Annotated in this window: 12 protein-coding genes; 8 read left to right on the top strand and 4 right to left on the bottom strand. The window is 41.0% G+C overall.

The window, feature by feature from the left end; translation table 11 throughout:
• Positions 1 to 4: 4 nt before the first annotated feature.
• Positions 5 to 2,020, top strand: coding sequence for a tetratricopeptide repeat-containing sensor histidine kinase (locus tag I4Q58_RS05245; protein WP_203294546.1), 2,016 nt, complete (start codon positions 5 to 7; stop codon positions 2,018 to 2,020).
• Positions 2,017 to 2,667: a response regulator transcription factor gene (locus I4Q58_RS05240; RefSeq protein WP_203294544.1), complete on the top strand. Its 651-nt coding sequence runs from the start codon at positions 2,017 to 2,019 to the stop codon at positions 2,665 to 2,667. Before I4Q58_RS05245 ends, I4Q58_RS05240 begins: the two co-directional genes overlap by 4 nt.
• Here I4Q58_RS05240 and I4Q58_RS05235 read toward each other — a convergent pair.
• The 4 genes from I4Q58_RS05235 to panC form a co-directional block, all read right to left on the bottom strand.
• On the bottom strand, positions 2,664 to 3,812 hold the full coding sequence (locus I4Q58_RS05235) for an alpha/beta hydrolase (protein WP_203294542.1): 1,149 nt from the start codon (positions 3,810 to 3,812) through the stop codon (positions 2,664 to 2,666). The genes I4Q58_RS05240 and I4Q58_RS05235 overlap by 4 nt on opposite strands.
• 53 nt (positions 3,813 to 3,865) lie before the next feature.
• Positions 3,866 to 4,843, bottom strand: coding sequence for a lysylphosphatidylglycerol synthase transmembrane domain-containing protein (locus I4Q58_RS05230; RefSeq protein ID WP_317194047.1), 978 nt, complete (start codon positions 4,841 to 4,843; stop codon positions 3,866 to 3,868).
• 2 nt (positions 4,844 to 4,845) lie between these two features.
• Positions 4,846 to 5,196: an aspartate 1-decarboxylase gene (gene panD / locus I4Q58_RS05225; RefSeq protein ID WP_203294540.1), complete on the bottom strand. Its 351-nt coding sequence runs from the start codon at positions 5,194 to 5,196 to the stop codon at positions 4,846 to 4,848.
• A 101-nt stretch (positions 5,197 to 5,297) separates the two neighbouring features.
• Positions 5,298 to 6,146: a pantoate--beta-alanine ligase gene (gene panC / locus I4Q58_RS05220; RefSeq protein ID WP_203294538.1), complete on the bottom strand. Its 849-nt coding sequence runs from the start codon at positions 6,144 to 6,146 to the stop codon at positions 5,298 to 5,300.
• Between the two features lie 103 nt (positions 6,147 to 6,249).
• Here panC and I4Q58_RS05215 point away from each other — a divergent pair, with 103 nt between their 5' ends.
• From I4Q58_RS05215 to I4Q58_RS05190, 6 genes are all read left to right on the top strand, one after another.
• Entirely contained in the window at positions 6,250 to 7,056 is an 807-nt protein-coding gene (locus tag I4Q58_RS05215) for a glycogen/starch synthase (protein ID WP_203294536.1), read from the top strand.
• Positions 7,057 to 7,086: 30 nt separating this feature from the next.
• Positions 7,087 to 8,706, top strand: coding sequence for a DUF4270 domain-containing protein (locus I4Q58_RS05210; protein ID WP_203294534.1), 1,620 nt, complete (start codon positions 7,087 to 7,089; stop codon positions 8,704 to 8,706).
• 8 nt (positions 8,707 to 8,714) lie between these two features.
• Positions 8,715 to 10,565, top strand: a complete 1,851-nt coding sequence (gene glmS, locus I4Q58_RS05205; protein WP_203294532.1) for a glutamine--fructose-6-phosphate transaminase (isomerizing) — start codon at positions 8,715 to 8,717, stop codon at positions 10,563 to 10,565.
• 109 nt (positions 10,566 to 10,674) lie between these two features.
• Positions 10,675 to 11,400, top strand: a complete 726-nt coding sequence (locus I4Q58_RS05200) for a sulfotransferase-like domain-containing protein (protein ID WP_203294530.1) — start codon at positions 10,675 to 10,677, stop codon at positions 11,398 to 11,400.
• A 3-nt stretch (positions 11,401 to 11,403) separates the two neighbouring features.
• Positions 11,404 to 12,300 carry an aminotransferase class IV gene (locus I4Q58_RS05195; protein ID WP_203294528.1) on the top strand — a complete coding sequence of 299 codons (897 nt, stop codon included), beginning with the start codon at positions 11,404 to 11,406 and terminating at the stop codon, positions 12,298 to 12,300.
• 32 nt (positions 12,301 to 12,332) lie between these two features.
• Positions 12,333 to 13,772 (top strand): choice-of-anchor B family protein, encoded by a 1,440-nt coding sequence (locus tag I4Q58_RS05190; protein ID WP_203294526.1) that lies wholly within the window; start codon positions 12,333 to 12,335, stop codon positions 13,770 to 13,772.
• Positions 13,773 to 13,985 lie beyond the last annotated feature (213 nt).

Here is a 13,985-nt window from a genome sequence, read left to right as displayed (position 1 = left end):
ACTTATGAAACGATTTGCCCTCTTGCTATGCCTACTTCCTATTTCGCTTTTTGCGCAGGAGCGCAATACAGAAGAAGATATCCAGCAATTGAAAGCGAAAATTGCAGCTTCCGAGAAGGACAAAAAATTGGTTTGGATGGACAGTCTCGCGGAGTACATGATTACCTATACCAGTGTTCAGAATGACAGTATTTTCAAGGAAACGGTAACCTACGCACTAGAAGTGGACTCTTTACGAATCGCTACGTGGCATACCGCAAACCTCATTTTTATACAAAATAATGAAAAAGGTGCTCCAGAGAAAGGGAAAGAGCTGTTCCTAAATTTTTTACCAAAGGTGCAAACCCATTCTTTTGATCAAGCAGCATCCAAATTCTATATTGAAGGAGCCGACAGTCACTATTTTTTGGATGAACATGAAGAGGCTATTCGTTTCTACGACTCTGCCATAGTGAAAGCGATTAAAGCAAAAGATAAGCGCTTTGAAGGATTAGCGAAATTGTATAAAGGAGGTTCGTTAAGCTTTGCAGGCGAATTTGCGGAAGCTTCCAAAATTCTGCAGGAAGCAGCCGCATTATTTTCCGAGACTAAGGATTCATCGAATATCCTTGGAGCGAAGAATTCCCTTGCAATTCTCTATAGTCAAAATGCCTTTTTTGAAGAAGCTGAAAAGGAGCGAACGGAGGCAATCGAGCTTGCCAAAAAGATGGGGAATAATGGGCAGTTAATATCACTTTATTATAACGCTGCTACCGATGCTAGAAAGCAAGGTTACGATAAAGAGCGAATTCAATATTTGAAATTGGCAATCGCTTCCAACGGAAAAATAAGTCGTAACCAGTTTTTTAGAGCACCGCTCTATTCTGCAATGGCAATAGCCTATGCACAAGCAGACAGTCTAGCCTTGGCGGAAAGCTATTTGGAAAAAATGGAGAACGAGGTTTCAGATTTGGAAGGCAGAAATCGAGAAACCTATGTGGAAGCACTCAAGAACTTTGAATTTGCTAATGGAAATTATGGCCGGGCCTTACGCTACGGAAAAGAACACTTAGAAATAGAGCGTTCAGGATCTCATTATGAAGAGGTTCAAGAGGCCGAAAAGTTTTTAGCCGATGTGTACGAAAGGATGGGAAATAAATCGGCTGCATACGATCATTTTAAGAAATTTGAAGTAATCAAAGATTCCTTGGGAAATGCGCAAAAAATAAAAGGACTATCGTATTATCAAACCCTTTATGAAACGGAAAAGCGAGATGCTACGATTGAGGCGCAACAAGATGATATTGCATTGTTGGATGCTGAAAATCGCTTAAAAAACCAATGGATTGTTTTTGGAGGAATCGGGTTGTTGTTGTCGTTCGGAGGCGTGCTGTTATATCGTTCCAGACGAAGTGCGGAAAAGAAGCGCATGATGCAGGAGCGTTTCTCACAAGATTTGATTAAGGCGCAAGAAGAGGAACGAACCCGTGTTGCCCGAGAACTTCATGATAGCGTTGGTCAAAAATTGATGTTGTTAACAAAGCGGACGAAGTCTAGCGGCGATCCCGATATGGAAACCTTGGCTGGAACAACATTGGAAGAACTTAGAAGTATTTCTAGAGGATTACACCCAGCAGCATTGGAACGTTTGGGCGTAACGAAGGCGATTGAAAGTTTGGTGAATGAGGTAGATGCGAATACTCCAATTTTCTTTACCAATGAGATTGATAATATTGATGATGCGATTCCGACCACAGAAGCCTTACATTTGTATAGAATAGTGCAGGAAGTATTGAGCAATATGGTGAAGCATGCCGAAGCGAAAGCAGCCTCCGTGGTAATCGAAAGGGAGGGAAAGGCTATTCATGCTACTATCAAAGATAATGGAAAGGGCTTTCTGTATTCCGAAAAGATGAACCTAAACACTAGTTTAGGCATGAAAACATTGATGGAGCGAGCTAAGATACTCCATTCAAAACTAGCGATCGATTCGGCGCCAAATAAAGGAACAACCGTAAAACTAACCATCCCCCTGCCATGATAGATAAATCGTCTCTTACTTTAGTTATTGCCGATGACCATCCAATGCTCCTAAGTGGTTTGTACGATGAAATGACTCGTAATGGCTATAATGTTGTAGCTAAGGCTAATAATGGCGAATTGGCCTTGCAAGCCATTCTTACCGAAAAGCCCACCATTGCCTTATTGGATATCGATATGCCAAAGCTTTCAGGGTTTGAGGTCATTAAGCAAGCAAAGGAAAAAGGAACGAAAACGAAATTTATAATCCTTTCCTTTCACAAGGAAACCGAATATGTCATTCAGGCAAAGAAGCTTCAAATAGATGGTTATTTGTTGAAGGAAGATGCTTTCGAGGAAATAGAGCGTTGTTTTGAAGTGGTTTTAAACGATGGACAATACTTCAGCAAATCGTTCGCCAAAGCAGCATTGGAAGATGCTTCCTACGAATTACAAAAACTCAATTTATTAACCCCTTCAGAAGTGACCATTTTAAAGCTAGTGGCCCAACAGAAATCTACCAACGATATTGCCGATACCTTATGTGTCTCTTCACGTACGGTCGAAAAACATCGCAGCAATATTATAGACAAGCTAGTCCTGGAAAAGGGCACTAATATGCTTACCAATTGGGCTTTGGTGAATAAAAAACTGATTCTCGAGCTTTAGTATCCGAAGTCGGCCTTTATTTTATCGGCTTTGTCCAACATCATATCAACCGTAATAAAATCGGTTTCCTCTTTGTCGAAAGCCCCTTGAAAAACGCGCATCGCTTTTTTAGGCTCACCGGTTTCTTCATAGTAGCGACCCATATAGTAATCGCCGATATTTTTATCGGGATACTGCTTTTTCGCCATTTTTGAAATTTCTAAAAGCGCCTCCCACTGCTCTTTCTTTTCTGCAGCTGTAGCAGTGGCAATATAATCGTTAATACGAATAGGATTTGTTAATCCGAAGAGGTCTTCAATAATCTGGTACTTTTCGACTAAATAAGTATGCGGATTCGTAGTTTTATTCATCAACTTATCGCTGAACTCCTTTTTACTAATCGGACGGTAGACAGCGAAGATTTTCTCCAGGGCATTTGGGATGCCTCTTCCCACCAATGAATAGTGTGTAGCATCCTGAAAATCGTCGAAATAATAATTGAAGTTTTTCGCTTCAACACCTTTTAGCGAATTGTTCAAAACATTTGTGCTTTCCCGCAATCCTTGTATATCATCAGTTCCAGTAGCAAGATAATAAAACAATTTATTTTCTATGGCCGGGATGCGCTCCGGAATCCTACTTTCCATCATAGGAGCCAAATCTGGACTTAAAACGATAAGACCGTTAAATAGGATAGGATCTTTAAAGAGGTAGTAATTGATAAAGTTTGCGGTATAATCGTGTCCGACCGCAATGATAAACTTAGCAGTACGATATTGTTCGTCGATATACGGCATTAACTCTAAGCCTAGGAATTCAAAAAAAGCGGCTCCTGAATCAGCGGGCATAAAGTTGGTATCGTCATAATAGCCATCATCATATCGTTTATCGCCCTGCATCACTCCAACGACAATACTTTCGGGCATGTCTTCCCAATAACTAAAGTAATCTACATTTCCGGCCACGGGTTCAAAAAGGTAATCGGCATCCAATACCAATACGATAGGATACACCTTTTCTTCGTTGGTATCGTAATTTCGAGGCAATTGAATCTTCAACTTTCGCGATTCACCCAAACGTTCACTCTGAAACGTTTCATAAATAATTTGGGCTGTTAGTAGTTGAAAGGAAAATAGAAATGCAATAAGTAGGAATAGTTTTTTCATGGGTGCGTTCGGTTTAAACGATTCGAAAGATACTAAAATTTGAAAAAGTGAAACTATCCTTCTCTTACGATTCGATTCTTGTTGAACAGCGGAAGAAATAGAAAGGATAGTCCGCCAAAAACGATAATCGATGCGATATTTGACGACCATACAATCCATCCAAAGGCCGTTCCAGCGGTTAGCGAAATACCGAAAAGTGCTAAAATACCAGCTACAAAAACAGGATAGGTTCCAAAGCCACTGTTGGTAAAAGCGAAACTGAAACTTCCTACTACGAAGGCGATAATAATCGTTCCCAAGGGTATATAGGTTGTTTCAGGTAATGCGAAAAGTGCTACATAAAAGGATAATAGGTAAAGACTCCAAATGAGTACGGTATGAAAAAGGAACGCTATTTTGTGCTTCATCTTAAAGATGCTAAGCACACCTTCCTTAAGTCCCTTTAGAAATCCTACAATCTTATTTCGAAGTGTCGAGTTCGATAGCTTTAAAAAAGCAAGGAATATGATGCCTACGACAACCATCGCTCCCAATAAGTACAATATTTTTTGAGGTTCCATTTCGGACGTCAGGAATCCATATAGGGTGTCAAATTCTAAGGAGAGCGCCAGTACGGTTAACAGAAACAAAAAAAGCAAGTCGACCACACGTTCCGAAATGATGGTGCCAAAGCCTTTATCGAAAGGGATCCCTTCATATTTATTGACCACCACACCTCGCGATATCTCACCACTCTTCGGAATAAAGAGGTTCATGAGGTATGCTATGGAAATCGCCATGAAATTATTTAGAAAGTGCGGGCGATACCCTAAGGGTTGCAACAAATAGTTCCATCGGTAGGCACGCGACATATGGCTCAAGATGCTTAAGGCCACCGATAATGCTACAAAGCCATAGTCGGCTTTTTGGAAATACTGTTGTATTTCAGCTAATTGTTCCGGGGTAAATTTTAAGTAGGAATAAATCACCAAAAAAATCCCCAAGGCTAAGGGTATGGCAATTTTCAGAAATTTGGAGAGTGACTTCGACACCCTTATTCTAACAGATTGTTTTCTTCATTAGGAAAGACCAAGGCAGGAGAGAATTTTTTGGCTTCTTCAACCTCCATGATCGCATAGGTAATCAATATCAAAACATCGCCAGGGGCTACTTTGCGAGCAGCTGCGCCGTTTAAGGTGATTTCACCGCTGTTGCGCGGACCGGGTATTGCGTAGGTTTCCAAACGTTCGCCGTTGTTATTATTGACGATTTGCACTTTTTCACCTTCCACAATATTTGCGGCATCCATCAGATCTTCATCTATGGTAATACTGCCGATATAGTTGAGGTCGGCTCCAGTAACCTTTACGCGGTGAATCTTCGATTTTACAACGTGTATTTGCATGGTGCAAAGATAATAAAAGGGGTTAAAACAAAAATTCAGGGATTCTTTTTTATCAGATTCGAATATCCCATAGAAAATGAGCAAAAGACATGCCCAAATTATTATGGAGAGACCTGCATATTATCAATTAACCGAACATCACCTGCAAAAACCGCTAGAAAAGCGCGATAAGGAACATTATGATTTTTCTCTTCCGCAGTTTTCAATGTAGTAGCATTGGCGATTTCAAAGTATTCGAGTGAAAGAAAATCGTTATTGGTAAATGCTTCAGAGGCCATTGCATTCAATTCTGTCAAAGAAGAATTAGCAAAATTTTCACGAATCTGAACGAGTGTTTGATACAATAGAGCGGCTTCCTCTCTTTCCTCTTGTGACAGTCGTTGATTGCGACTGCTAAGGGCTAAGCCATTCGCTTCCCTGACAATTGGACAGCCGATAACGTCGACATTAAGCATTTCAATCTCAACCAGCTTCTTGACGATTTGAAGTTGTTGAAAGTCCTTTTCACCGAAATAAGCACGATTTGGCCGAATGAGTCTAAAAAAGATGTTGAGTACGGTGCCAACTCCGTCGAAATGGCCTGGGCGATGCTTGCCTTCCATTTCATTTTCCAATCCGCCAAAATCGTACGATTTCGACAATACCTTTTGGTCGTATACAACTTCAGCTGTTGGCGCAAAGATGACAAGGTTTCCCTTAAGCGTTTTTAGTAATTGAAGATCATTTTCAAGCGTCCTTGGATATTTTTCCAAATCGGCCTGATTATTAAATTGGGTCGGATTCACAAAAATACTCACAACCGTGATATCGTTTTCGGAAACAGACTGCGATATCAACGCCAAATGACCACGATGAAGGGCTCCCATAGTAGGTACAAAGCCGATAGTCTTATTTTGTCTGTAGGAAGAGAGGGTGTCTAATAGCGACTCTCTTGTTTTGTGAAGCTTCATGTAATACTGTCTATCCGTGCCAAAATTAGCAGATTGCGGGCAATCTACATAAATTTTCGTAATTTTGCACTTTTGAAACCGATAGCCAATAAAGTAAACCTGTATGAAAGATAAAAGAATCTTGTATGTGTCTTCAGAAGTAATTCCTTACCTCCCAGAGACCGAGATTTCTTCGATGTCGTTTGAAGCTCCCAAAATGGTCAATGATAACGGTGGCCAAATACGAATTTTTATGCCTAGGTATGGAAATATCAATGAGCGCCGCCATCAATTGCACGAAGTAATCCGCTTAAGCGGAATGAACTTAGTTGTAAACGATTTGGATATGCCGCTTATCATCAAAGTAGCTTCTATACCTAAGGAGCGGATGCAGGTGTATTTTATCGACAATGACGATTATTTTAAAAGAAAAGCTACTTACGCCGATGAAGATGGCAATTATTTTGACGATAATGACGAGCGAGCTATTTTCTTTGCTAAAGGTGTTATTGAAACTGTAAAAAAATTGAATTGGGGCCCCGATATTATCCATGTCCATGGGTGGCTGGCCTCTTTTTTACCATTATATCTCAGAAATTACTACGGAACCGAACCATTGTTTGAAAACAGTAAAATAATTACTTCTGTATACAATCAAGGCTTTCCTGGAACGTTAGCAGATAATGTAACAGAGAAATTGTTGTTCGACGGTATGGAAGACGACGCAGTTGCCAACCTTAAAGAGTCTACTTATGAAAACTTGATGAAGGTAGCTGTAGCCAATAGTGATGCTGTTGTGAAAGGGTCGGAAGAACTGCCTAAAGAGTTGGAAGACTACATCGAAGAGATCGATAAACCGGTGCTGCCTTACCAGAAAAGAGAAGAGTTTGCTCAGGCGTATCTCGATTTTTACGAGAACAAAGTATTGTAAAAACACATTTTCAGAATTTTAAAATTGCTTATGAAAAGAACCCATTTCCTGCCTGGAATGATGGCATTGATAGTGGCGATAACCTTTTTCGCCTCCTGTGAAGAGGATTTTGACGTATTAGGATCGGAAATAGTGGGCGATAACACCTTGATCCAAGAGCCCGATGAGACCAAAACAGTGGTTGCGTACAATAAAATCTTAAGGTCGGTCCAGAGTAATGGACTTTCATCCTATCAATTAGGAACGTACTACGATCCTGTATATGGGAAGACTACTTCCAATTATCTAACACAGGTATTGTTAAGTTCAACGGAACCTACTTTTGGTAATAATGCTACACTCGATAGTGTATCGTTATATATTCCATATTATAGTCAGAGTACCACTGACGGCGAGGATACAACCTTCGAATTGGATTCGGTGTATGGTGAAGAGTCAATAAATATTTCAATTTATGAGTCGAACTATTTTCTTCGCGATTTAGACCCGAATAGTAATTTTGAAAAACCTCAAAAGTACTACTCAAATCAAGGAAGTTTGTTCGAATCATCGGCGCAATTGGGAGAATTAATTTATGAAATCAGCGATTTCGTACCAAATGATGAGGCCATAGACTTGGTGGAGGAGGTCGAGGGGCAGGATTCTATTACGGAAACCTTGGATCCAGGATTGCGGGTGCTATTACCCACCGAATACTTTCAGGAAAAAATCATCGACCAAGAAGGTTCCAACAATTTAATTAGCAATAGTAATTTTAGAGATTATCTTCGTGGACTTTACTTCAAGGTAAATAATCCGAACAATGAAGGGAATATGTTTTTGTTCAACCCCATTGCGAACCCCAATGCAGGATTCCCAGGGGCGTATATAACGCTATATTATACTTATCAATTGGAACCGGAGGAAGTGGGTGATCCACCAGTTTTCGAGCAGGACTCCTTCCGATTGAATTTGTACGGCGGTATAGGAATTAACACTTTTAATACGGAATTGAACCAAGATGTGGTTAGCGCCATTGAAAATCAAGACTCTGAAAATGGCACAGAAACACTCTATTTAAAAGGTGGACCAAATATTGCAGCTATAATCAATCTTTTCGGCGAGGATCTGGACGGTAATGGAGTAGCAGATGAATTGGAGGATTTACGCGATCGAGAATTATTAGTTAACGAAGCTAATCTGATATTCTATGTTGATCAAGAAAAAGTATCGCCACTTTCAACGGAGCCTGAGCGTATCATGATTTTTGATGCCACAAATGGAACCGTATTGATCGATTATGTGTTAGATCCAACCGTGGCAAGTGATCCTAGCTTAGCTAGAACACTTCACCTAGAGCCTCTACAGCGCGACTCAGATGAAAATGGAGACTACTATAAGGTTCGAATAAGTACTCATGTTAGCAATCTTATTAACAATGATTCTACAAATGTGCCTTTAGGCTTAGTCGTTACCAATAATGTCAATATCAGTAACTTTAGATCTGTAAGGAATACTGGTATACAAGGACCTATGCAAGAAAATTTGCAACTTCAAGAAATACCCGGACCTGCTCTATTGTCCCCATACGGTACGGTGCTCCACGGGAATAATTCTCCCGATGAGGAAAAACGATTGAAATTGCAGTTATATTATACTGAACCTAACTAGAAAATATTATGTGTGGAATTGTAGGCTATATCGGAAAAAAAGACGCCTATCCTATTGTCTTAAATGGATTGAAGCGTTTGGAGTACCGTGGCTATGATAGTGCTGGAATAGCATTGTATGATGGAAAGGAAATCCAATTGTGTAAGACACAGGGAAAGGTTTCTGAACTTGAGGCCAAGGCAGAAAAGAATATACCGCTCAGGGGTAATTTAGGCATTGGCCATACTCGATGGGCGACCCATGGCGTCCCTAACGATGTTAACAGTCACCCACATTACTCAAATAGTGGCGATTTAGTTATTATCCATAATGGGATAATCGAAAATTATTCGTCTATAAAGAAGGAGCTCCAAAATCGAGGGTATACATTCACAAGCGATACCGATACCGAAGTATTGGTAAATTTAATTGAGGAAGTTAAAAAGCAGGAAGATGTAAAGCTTGGGAAGGCAGTCCAAATTGCTTTGAACCAAGTAGTAGGTGCGTATGCTATTGCTGTATTCGACCGCAATAAACCCGATGAGATCGTTGTAGCGAAACTAGGAAGTCCTCTGGCTATTGGAATTGGTGACGATGAATTTTTTGTGGCCAGCGATGCGACGCCGTTTATTGAATTTACCAATAATGCCATTTATCTAGAGGATGAAGAAATGGCTATCGTGCGCCTCGGACGTGAAGTACGCGTACGTAAGATTAAAAATGATAAATTAGTCGAAAACCCATACGTTCAAGAGCTTCAGCTTAATTTAGAGCAGATTGAAAAAGGCGGCTACGAGCACTTTATGCTGAAGGAAATCTACGAACAGCCAAAGGTGATTCACGATACCTATCGTGGAAGATTGTTGGCCGATCAAGGCATTATCCGATTAGGAGGTCTTGAAGACTACATCAAGAAATTCGTAAATGCAGATCGAATTATTATCGTAGCCTGTGGAACTTCATGGCACGCCGGTTTGGTAGCAGAATACATTTTCGAGGATATGGCGAGAATTCCAGTGGAAGTAGAATATGCTTCGGAATTTAGATATCGAAATCCTATTATCACTGAAAATGATGTGGTCATCGCCATTTCACAAAGTGGTGAAACGGCCGATACTCTGGCGGCAATTAAATTGGCAAAGGAAAAGGGGGCTTTCGTTTACGGTGTTTGTAATGTGGTAGGGTCAACCATTTCCCGTGAAACACATAGTGGTACTTACACGCACGCCGGACCCGAAATCGGGGTGGCATCTACCAAAGCGTTTACGACTCAAATTACAGTATTAACCATGATGGCGTTGCGAATTGCAAAGTCGAAAGGAACTATTTCGCAAAGCGATTATATCAAGCACCTTCGTGAATTAGACATGATTCCGGATAGTGTTGAAGAAGCACTGCAAGGAGACGAAAAAATCGTTGAAATAGCAAAGGTATTCAAGTCGGCGGCAAATTTTCTTTATTTGGGAAGAGGGTATAATTTTCCAGTTGCCTTGGAAGGGGCCCTGAAACTTAAGGAGATTTCGTATATCCATGCAGAAGGGTATCCTGCTGCAGAGATGAAGCACGGTCCAATTGCACTTATCGACGAACAAATGCCAGTAGTGGTTATTGCTACCAATAGCAACCATTACGATAAGGTGGTAAGCAATATTGAAGAAATCAAGGCGCGGAAAGGAAAGATCATTGCTGTAGTTACAGAAGGGGATACAACTGTTCGCGACTTGGCCGATTATATTATTGAAGTGCCCTTAACACCTGAAGCCCTTTCACCTTTAATCAATACGATCCCGCTGCAATTACTATCCTATCATATTGCGGTAATGTTGGAGAAGAATGTCGACCAACCACGGAACCTGGCAAAGTCGGTGACGGTGGAATAGTAGCAACGAAAAAATAGTATTACAGAAGGCGTTTCCTTTTATGAAGAAGCGCTTTTTTTGTTTTGGGGTGAAGAGTAGTTGAAAATAAAGAATTGATTATTTTAGTGGCATGAACACCATTGTGAATCTACTCTCAGGACCGCGGAACCTCTCGACAGCGCTGATGTACTCCTTCGCCCAACACAGCAATTTTGAAGTGTTGGATGAACCTTTTTACGCATATTATCTGAATCATTCCGATCGAAAAGAACAGCATCCCATCGCAGATGAAATAATGGGGAGTATGCCAAAGAAGTTGAATGAAATTATCGAAGGAATCGAAAATCAGGCGACCGTAAAGAACGTTTTTGTTAAGGGAATGGCGCATCATATTTTACCAGAAAGGCCTGACTTCCTATTGAATTGGACCAATGTTATCTTAATTCGAAAGCCACAAAATTTAATCGCTTCATTTTCTAAAAAGATCAAAGAACCCACCCTCGAAGATATCGGGTATCAGAAGGCGTTGCAATTATTTCGATACCTGCGTGAGCACGATAAAAAACCTATCGTTATCGATAGTGACGAACTGATGAAGAATCCGAAACGCTATCTGCAACTGCTCTTTAACGAAATGGGGCTACCGTTTCAAGAAGATATGTTGCATTGGTCTATTGGTGGCATTATTGAAGATGGCATGTGGGCCACTTATTGGTATGGGAATGTCCATAAATCGACCGGATTTGAAAAACAACAGAGCATCGATGTGACATTGGAAAAAAGACTTCAGAAACTTGTTGAGGAGGCTGAACCGCTTTATAATTCACTTTACAAACACGCCCTAAAAAACGACTAAACCATGCTTCAAAAATTTGACGAACGCAATAACAATATTCAGGTATTTATAAAGGATCAATTGTATCCCAGAGAAAAAGCCAAGGTTTCGGTTTTTGATAGTTCGGTACAGGGTGGCGATGCGGTTTGGGAAGGCTTACGGGTATATCCCGAAGGAATTGTATGCTTAGAGAAACACTTAACGCGACTGCATGAAAGTGCGAAAGCACTTCATTTTAGTGATATTCCGAGCAAAAATGAAATAAAAGCGGCAATTGAAAAAACATTGGAGGCCAATGAAATGACCGACGATGTTCATATTCGACTAACACTCACACGAGGTGAAAAGATTACCAGCGGAATGGACCCAAGAGTAAACCAATCGGGGCCGTGTTTGATCGTGCTTGCCGAATGGAAAGCTTTGGTCTATGACAATGCTTCCGGGATTAAGGTTATTAGCAGCAGTCAACGTCGAAATGCCCCACAGTTTTTGGACAGCAAAATCCATCATAACAATTTGCTGAACAATATCATCGCGAAAATACAGGCAAATGTGGCGGGAAAAGATGCGGGATTGATGCTGGACGAGCGTGGTTTTGTTGCCGAATTGAATGGAAGCAATCTTTTTATGGTGAAAGATGGTGTTGTTTATACCCCTTTTGCTCACGCTTGCTTGCCTGGTATTACCCGTGGAACCGTCATTGAAATGTGCCGAAAGAATACTATCCCTATTGTTGAAGCCGATATTTCGCTGACACAATTCTATAACGCGGATGGGGTGTTTGCCACCGGTACTATGGGCGAGTTAACGCCAGTTGTGGAAATAGATGGGAGAATAATAGATAGAAACGATGCAACGCAGCAACGAGTCCTAACCTTATTTTCAGATAACATTCGATCGTATTGCGAACCACTGAAATAATTGGCTACATTTAGCAACTCAAAATCCTTCAAATGAAACATTTTACTTTTTTATTTCTTCTTTCGTTGTCCATTGTAAACGCCCAAACGCCATGTGAGAATGGGTTGTCTGCCGATTTTCCGTGTGAAGGCTATGCGCTAATGAGCCAAATACCATTATCCAACTTTGATGCCGAATCCGGAAACGATTCCTGGGGTTGGACCGACCCTCAAGATGGAAAGGAATATGTACTGATGGGTTTGAACAACGGAACCGCTTTTATCGATATTACCGATCCTGTTAATCCTGTTTATTTAGGAAAGCTTCCCTCTAATGGTCAAGATGCATTATGGGGTAATTGGAGGGATATGAAGGTGTATCAGAACCATACTTTTATCGTAAGCGAGATTGAAAATCATGGAATGCAGGTATTCGATTTAACCAAATTAAGAGAGGTCACCAATCCACCCCAAACCTTTTCCGCTGATGCGTTATATACGGGTTTCGGAAGCGCCCATAATATTGCTATTAATGAAGACTCAGGATTTGCGTATGCCCTAGGCGGCGATACCTTTAATGGCGGTGCCCATTTTGTAAATATCCAGGACCCAACAAATCCGGTTGCTGCTGGAGGACATAGTGCCGATGATTATTCGCACGATGCACAGATTGTTACCTATATTGGTCCGGATCCCGATTATCAGGGACGTGAGATTTTTGTGGGGAGCAACGAGAATGAAGTCGTTATTGTAGATGTTACGGATAAGGGAAGTCCCCAAACCATAGCAACTTTGAGTTATAATAACGCAACGTATGCTCATCAAGGGTGGTTTACCGAAGACCAACACTATTTCATCGTTACCGATGAATTAGACGAAATTTTCGTAGGAAATGATTTGAGGTTAATCATAATGGATTTTACAGACCTCGATAATCCAGTTGTGCATATGCAATATTTGGGTGAAACACCTGCCGTAGACCATAATGTATATGTGAAAGATGATAAGGCGTATTTAGCTGCGTATACTGCGGGAATGCGGGTGATAGACCTGAGCGATGTCGAGAACATGAATATGGAGGAAATAGGCGTATTCGATACGTGGCCGGCAGATGATAATACGAGTGCCAGTATTGGCGATCCGGGAGCCTGGAATGTTTATCCATTTTTTGAAAGCAACAATATTGCCATTACCAATTTTTCGGATAATGGAGGATTGTTTATCGTTCGGGATGAAACATTGCCGCTACAATTACCTGCCAATAATAGTGCCTCCGTTAGCGTCTTTCCAAATCCCGTTTCTAGTTTGGTTACGTTTCAGTTAGAAACAATGCCTATCGATACGATTGAAGTATTCGATATTACAGGGAAGCAACTCTTAGCTTTTGATGCCATCGGAGAAAGGACGGTGACCATCGATCTTTCAAGCCTTTCACAAGGGCTGTATATGGCACGAGTAAATGGACAGGCCGCCGTTCGAGTGGTGAAGCAATAGAAAACAAAATGCTATCGGGGCAGCGACCTGCCTCAGGCAGGCTTGTAGCAGCGGAAACCCTGCAGCCGAATGGCGAAGCGTTGCAGCGAATAGCGCGGTGCGCTGTAGCCTTGGCGAAAGTGCAGCCCCCACACTAAGAAAAATAACAATTTTCCATTGTGTTATTAGAATAGAAAAAACTATCTTTGCAGCGATTTTTAGGGTAGGTGTTGA

This window comes from Luteirhabdus pelagi, assembly GCF_016827595.1.
GTDB lineage: Bacteria > Bacteroidota > Bacteroidia > Flavobacteriales > Flavobacteriaceae > Luteirhabdus > Luteirhabdus pelagi.
Note: the sequence above shows the minus strand (reverse complement) of the source record. Positions and strands in the feature narration are given on the sequence as shown.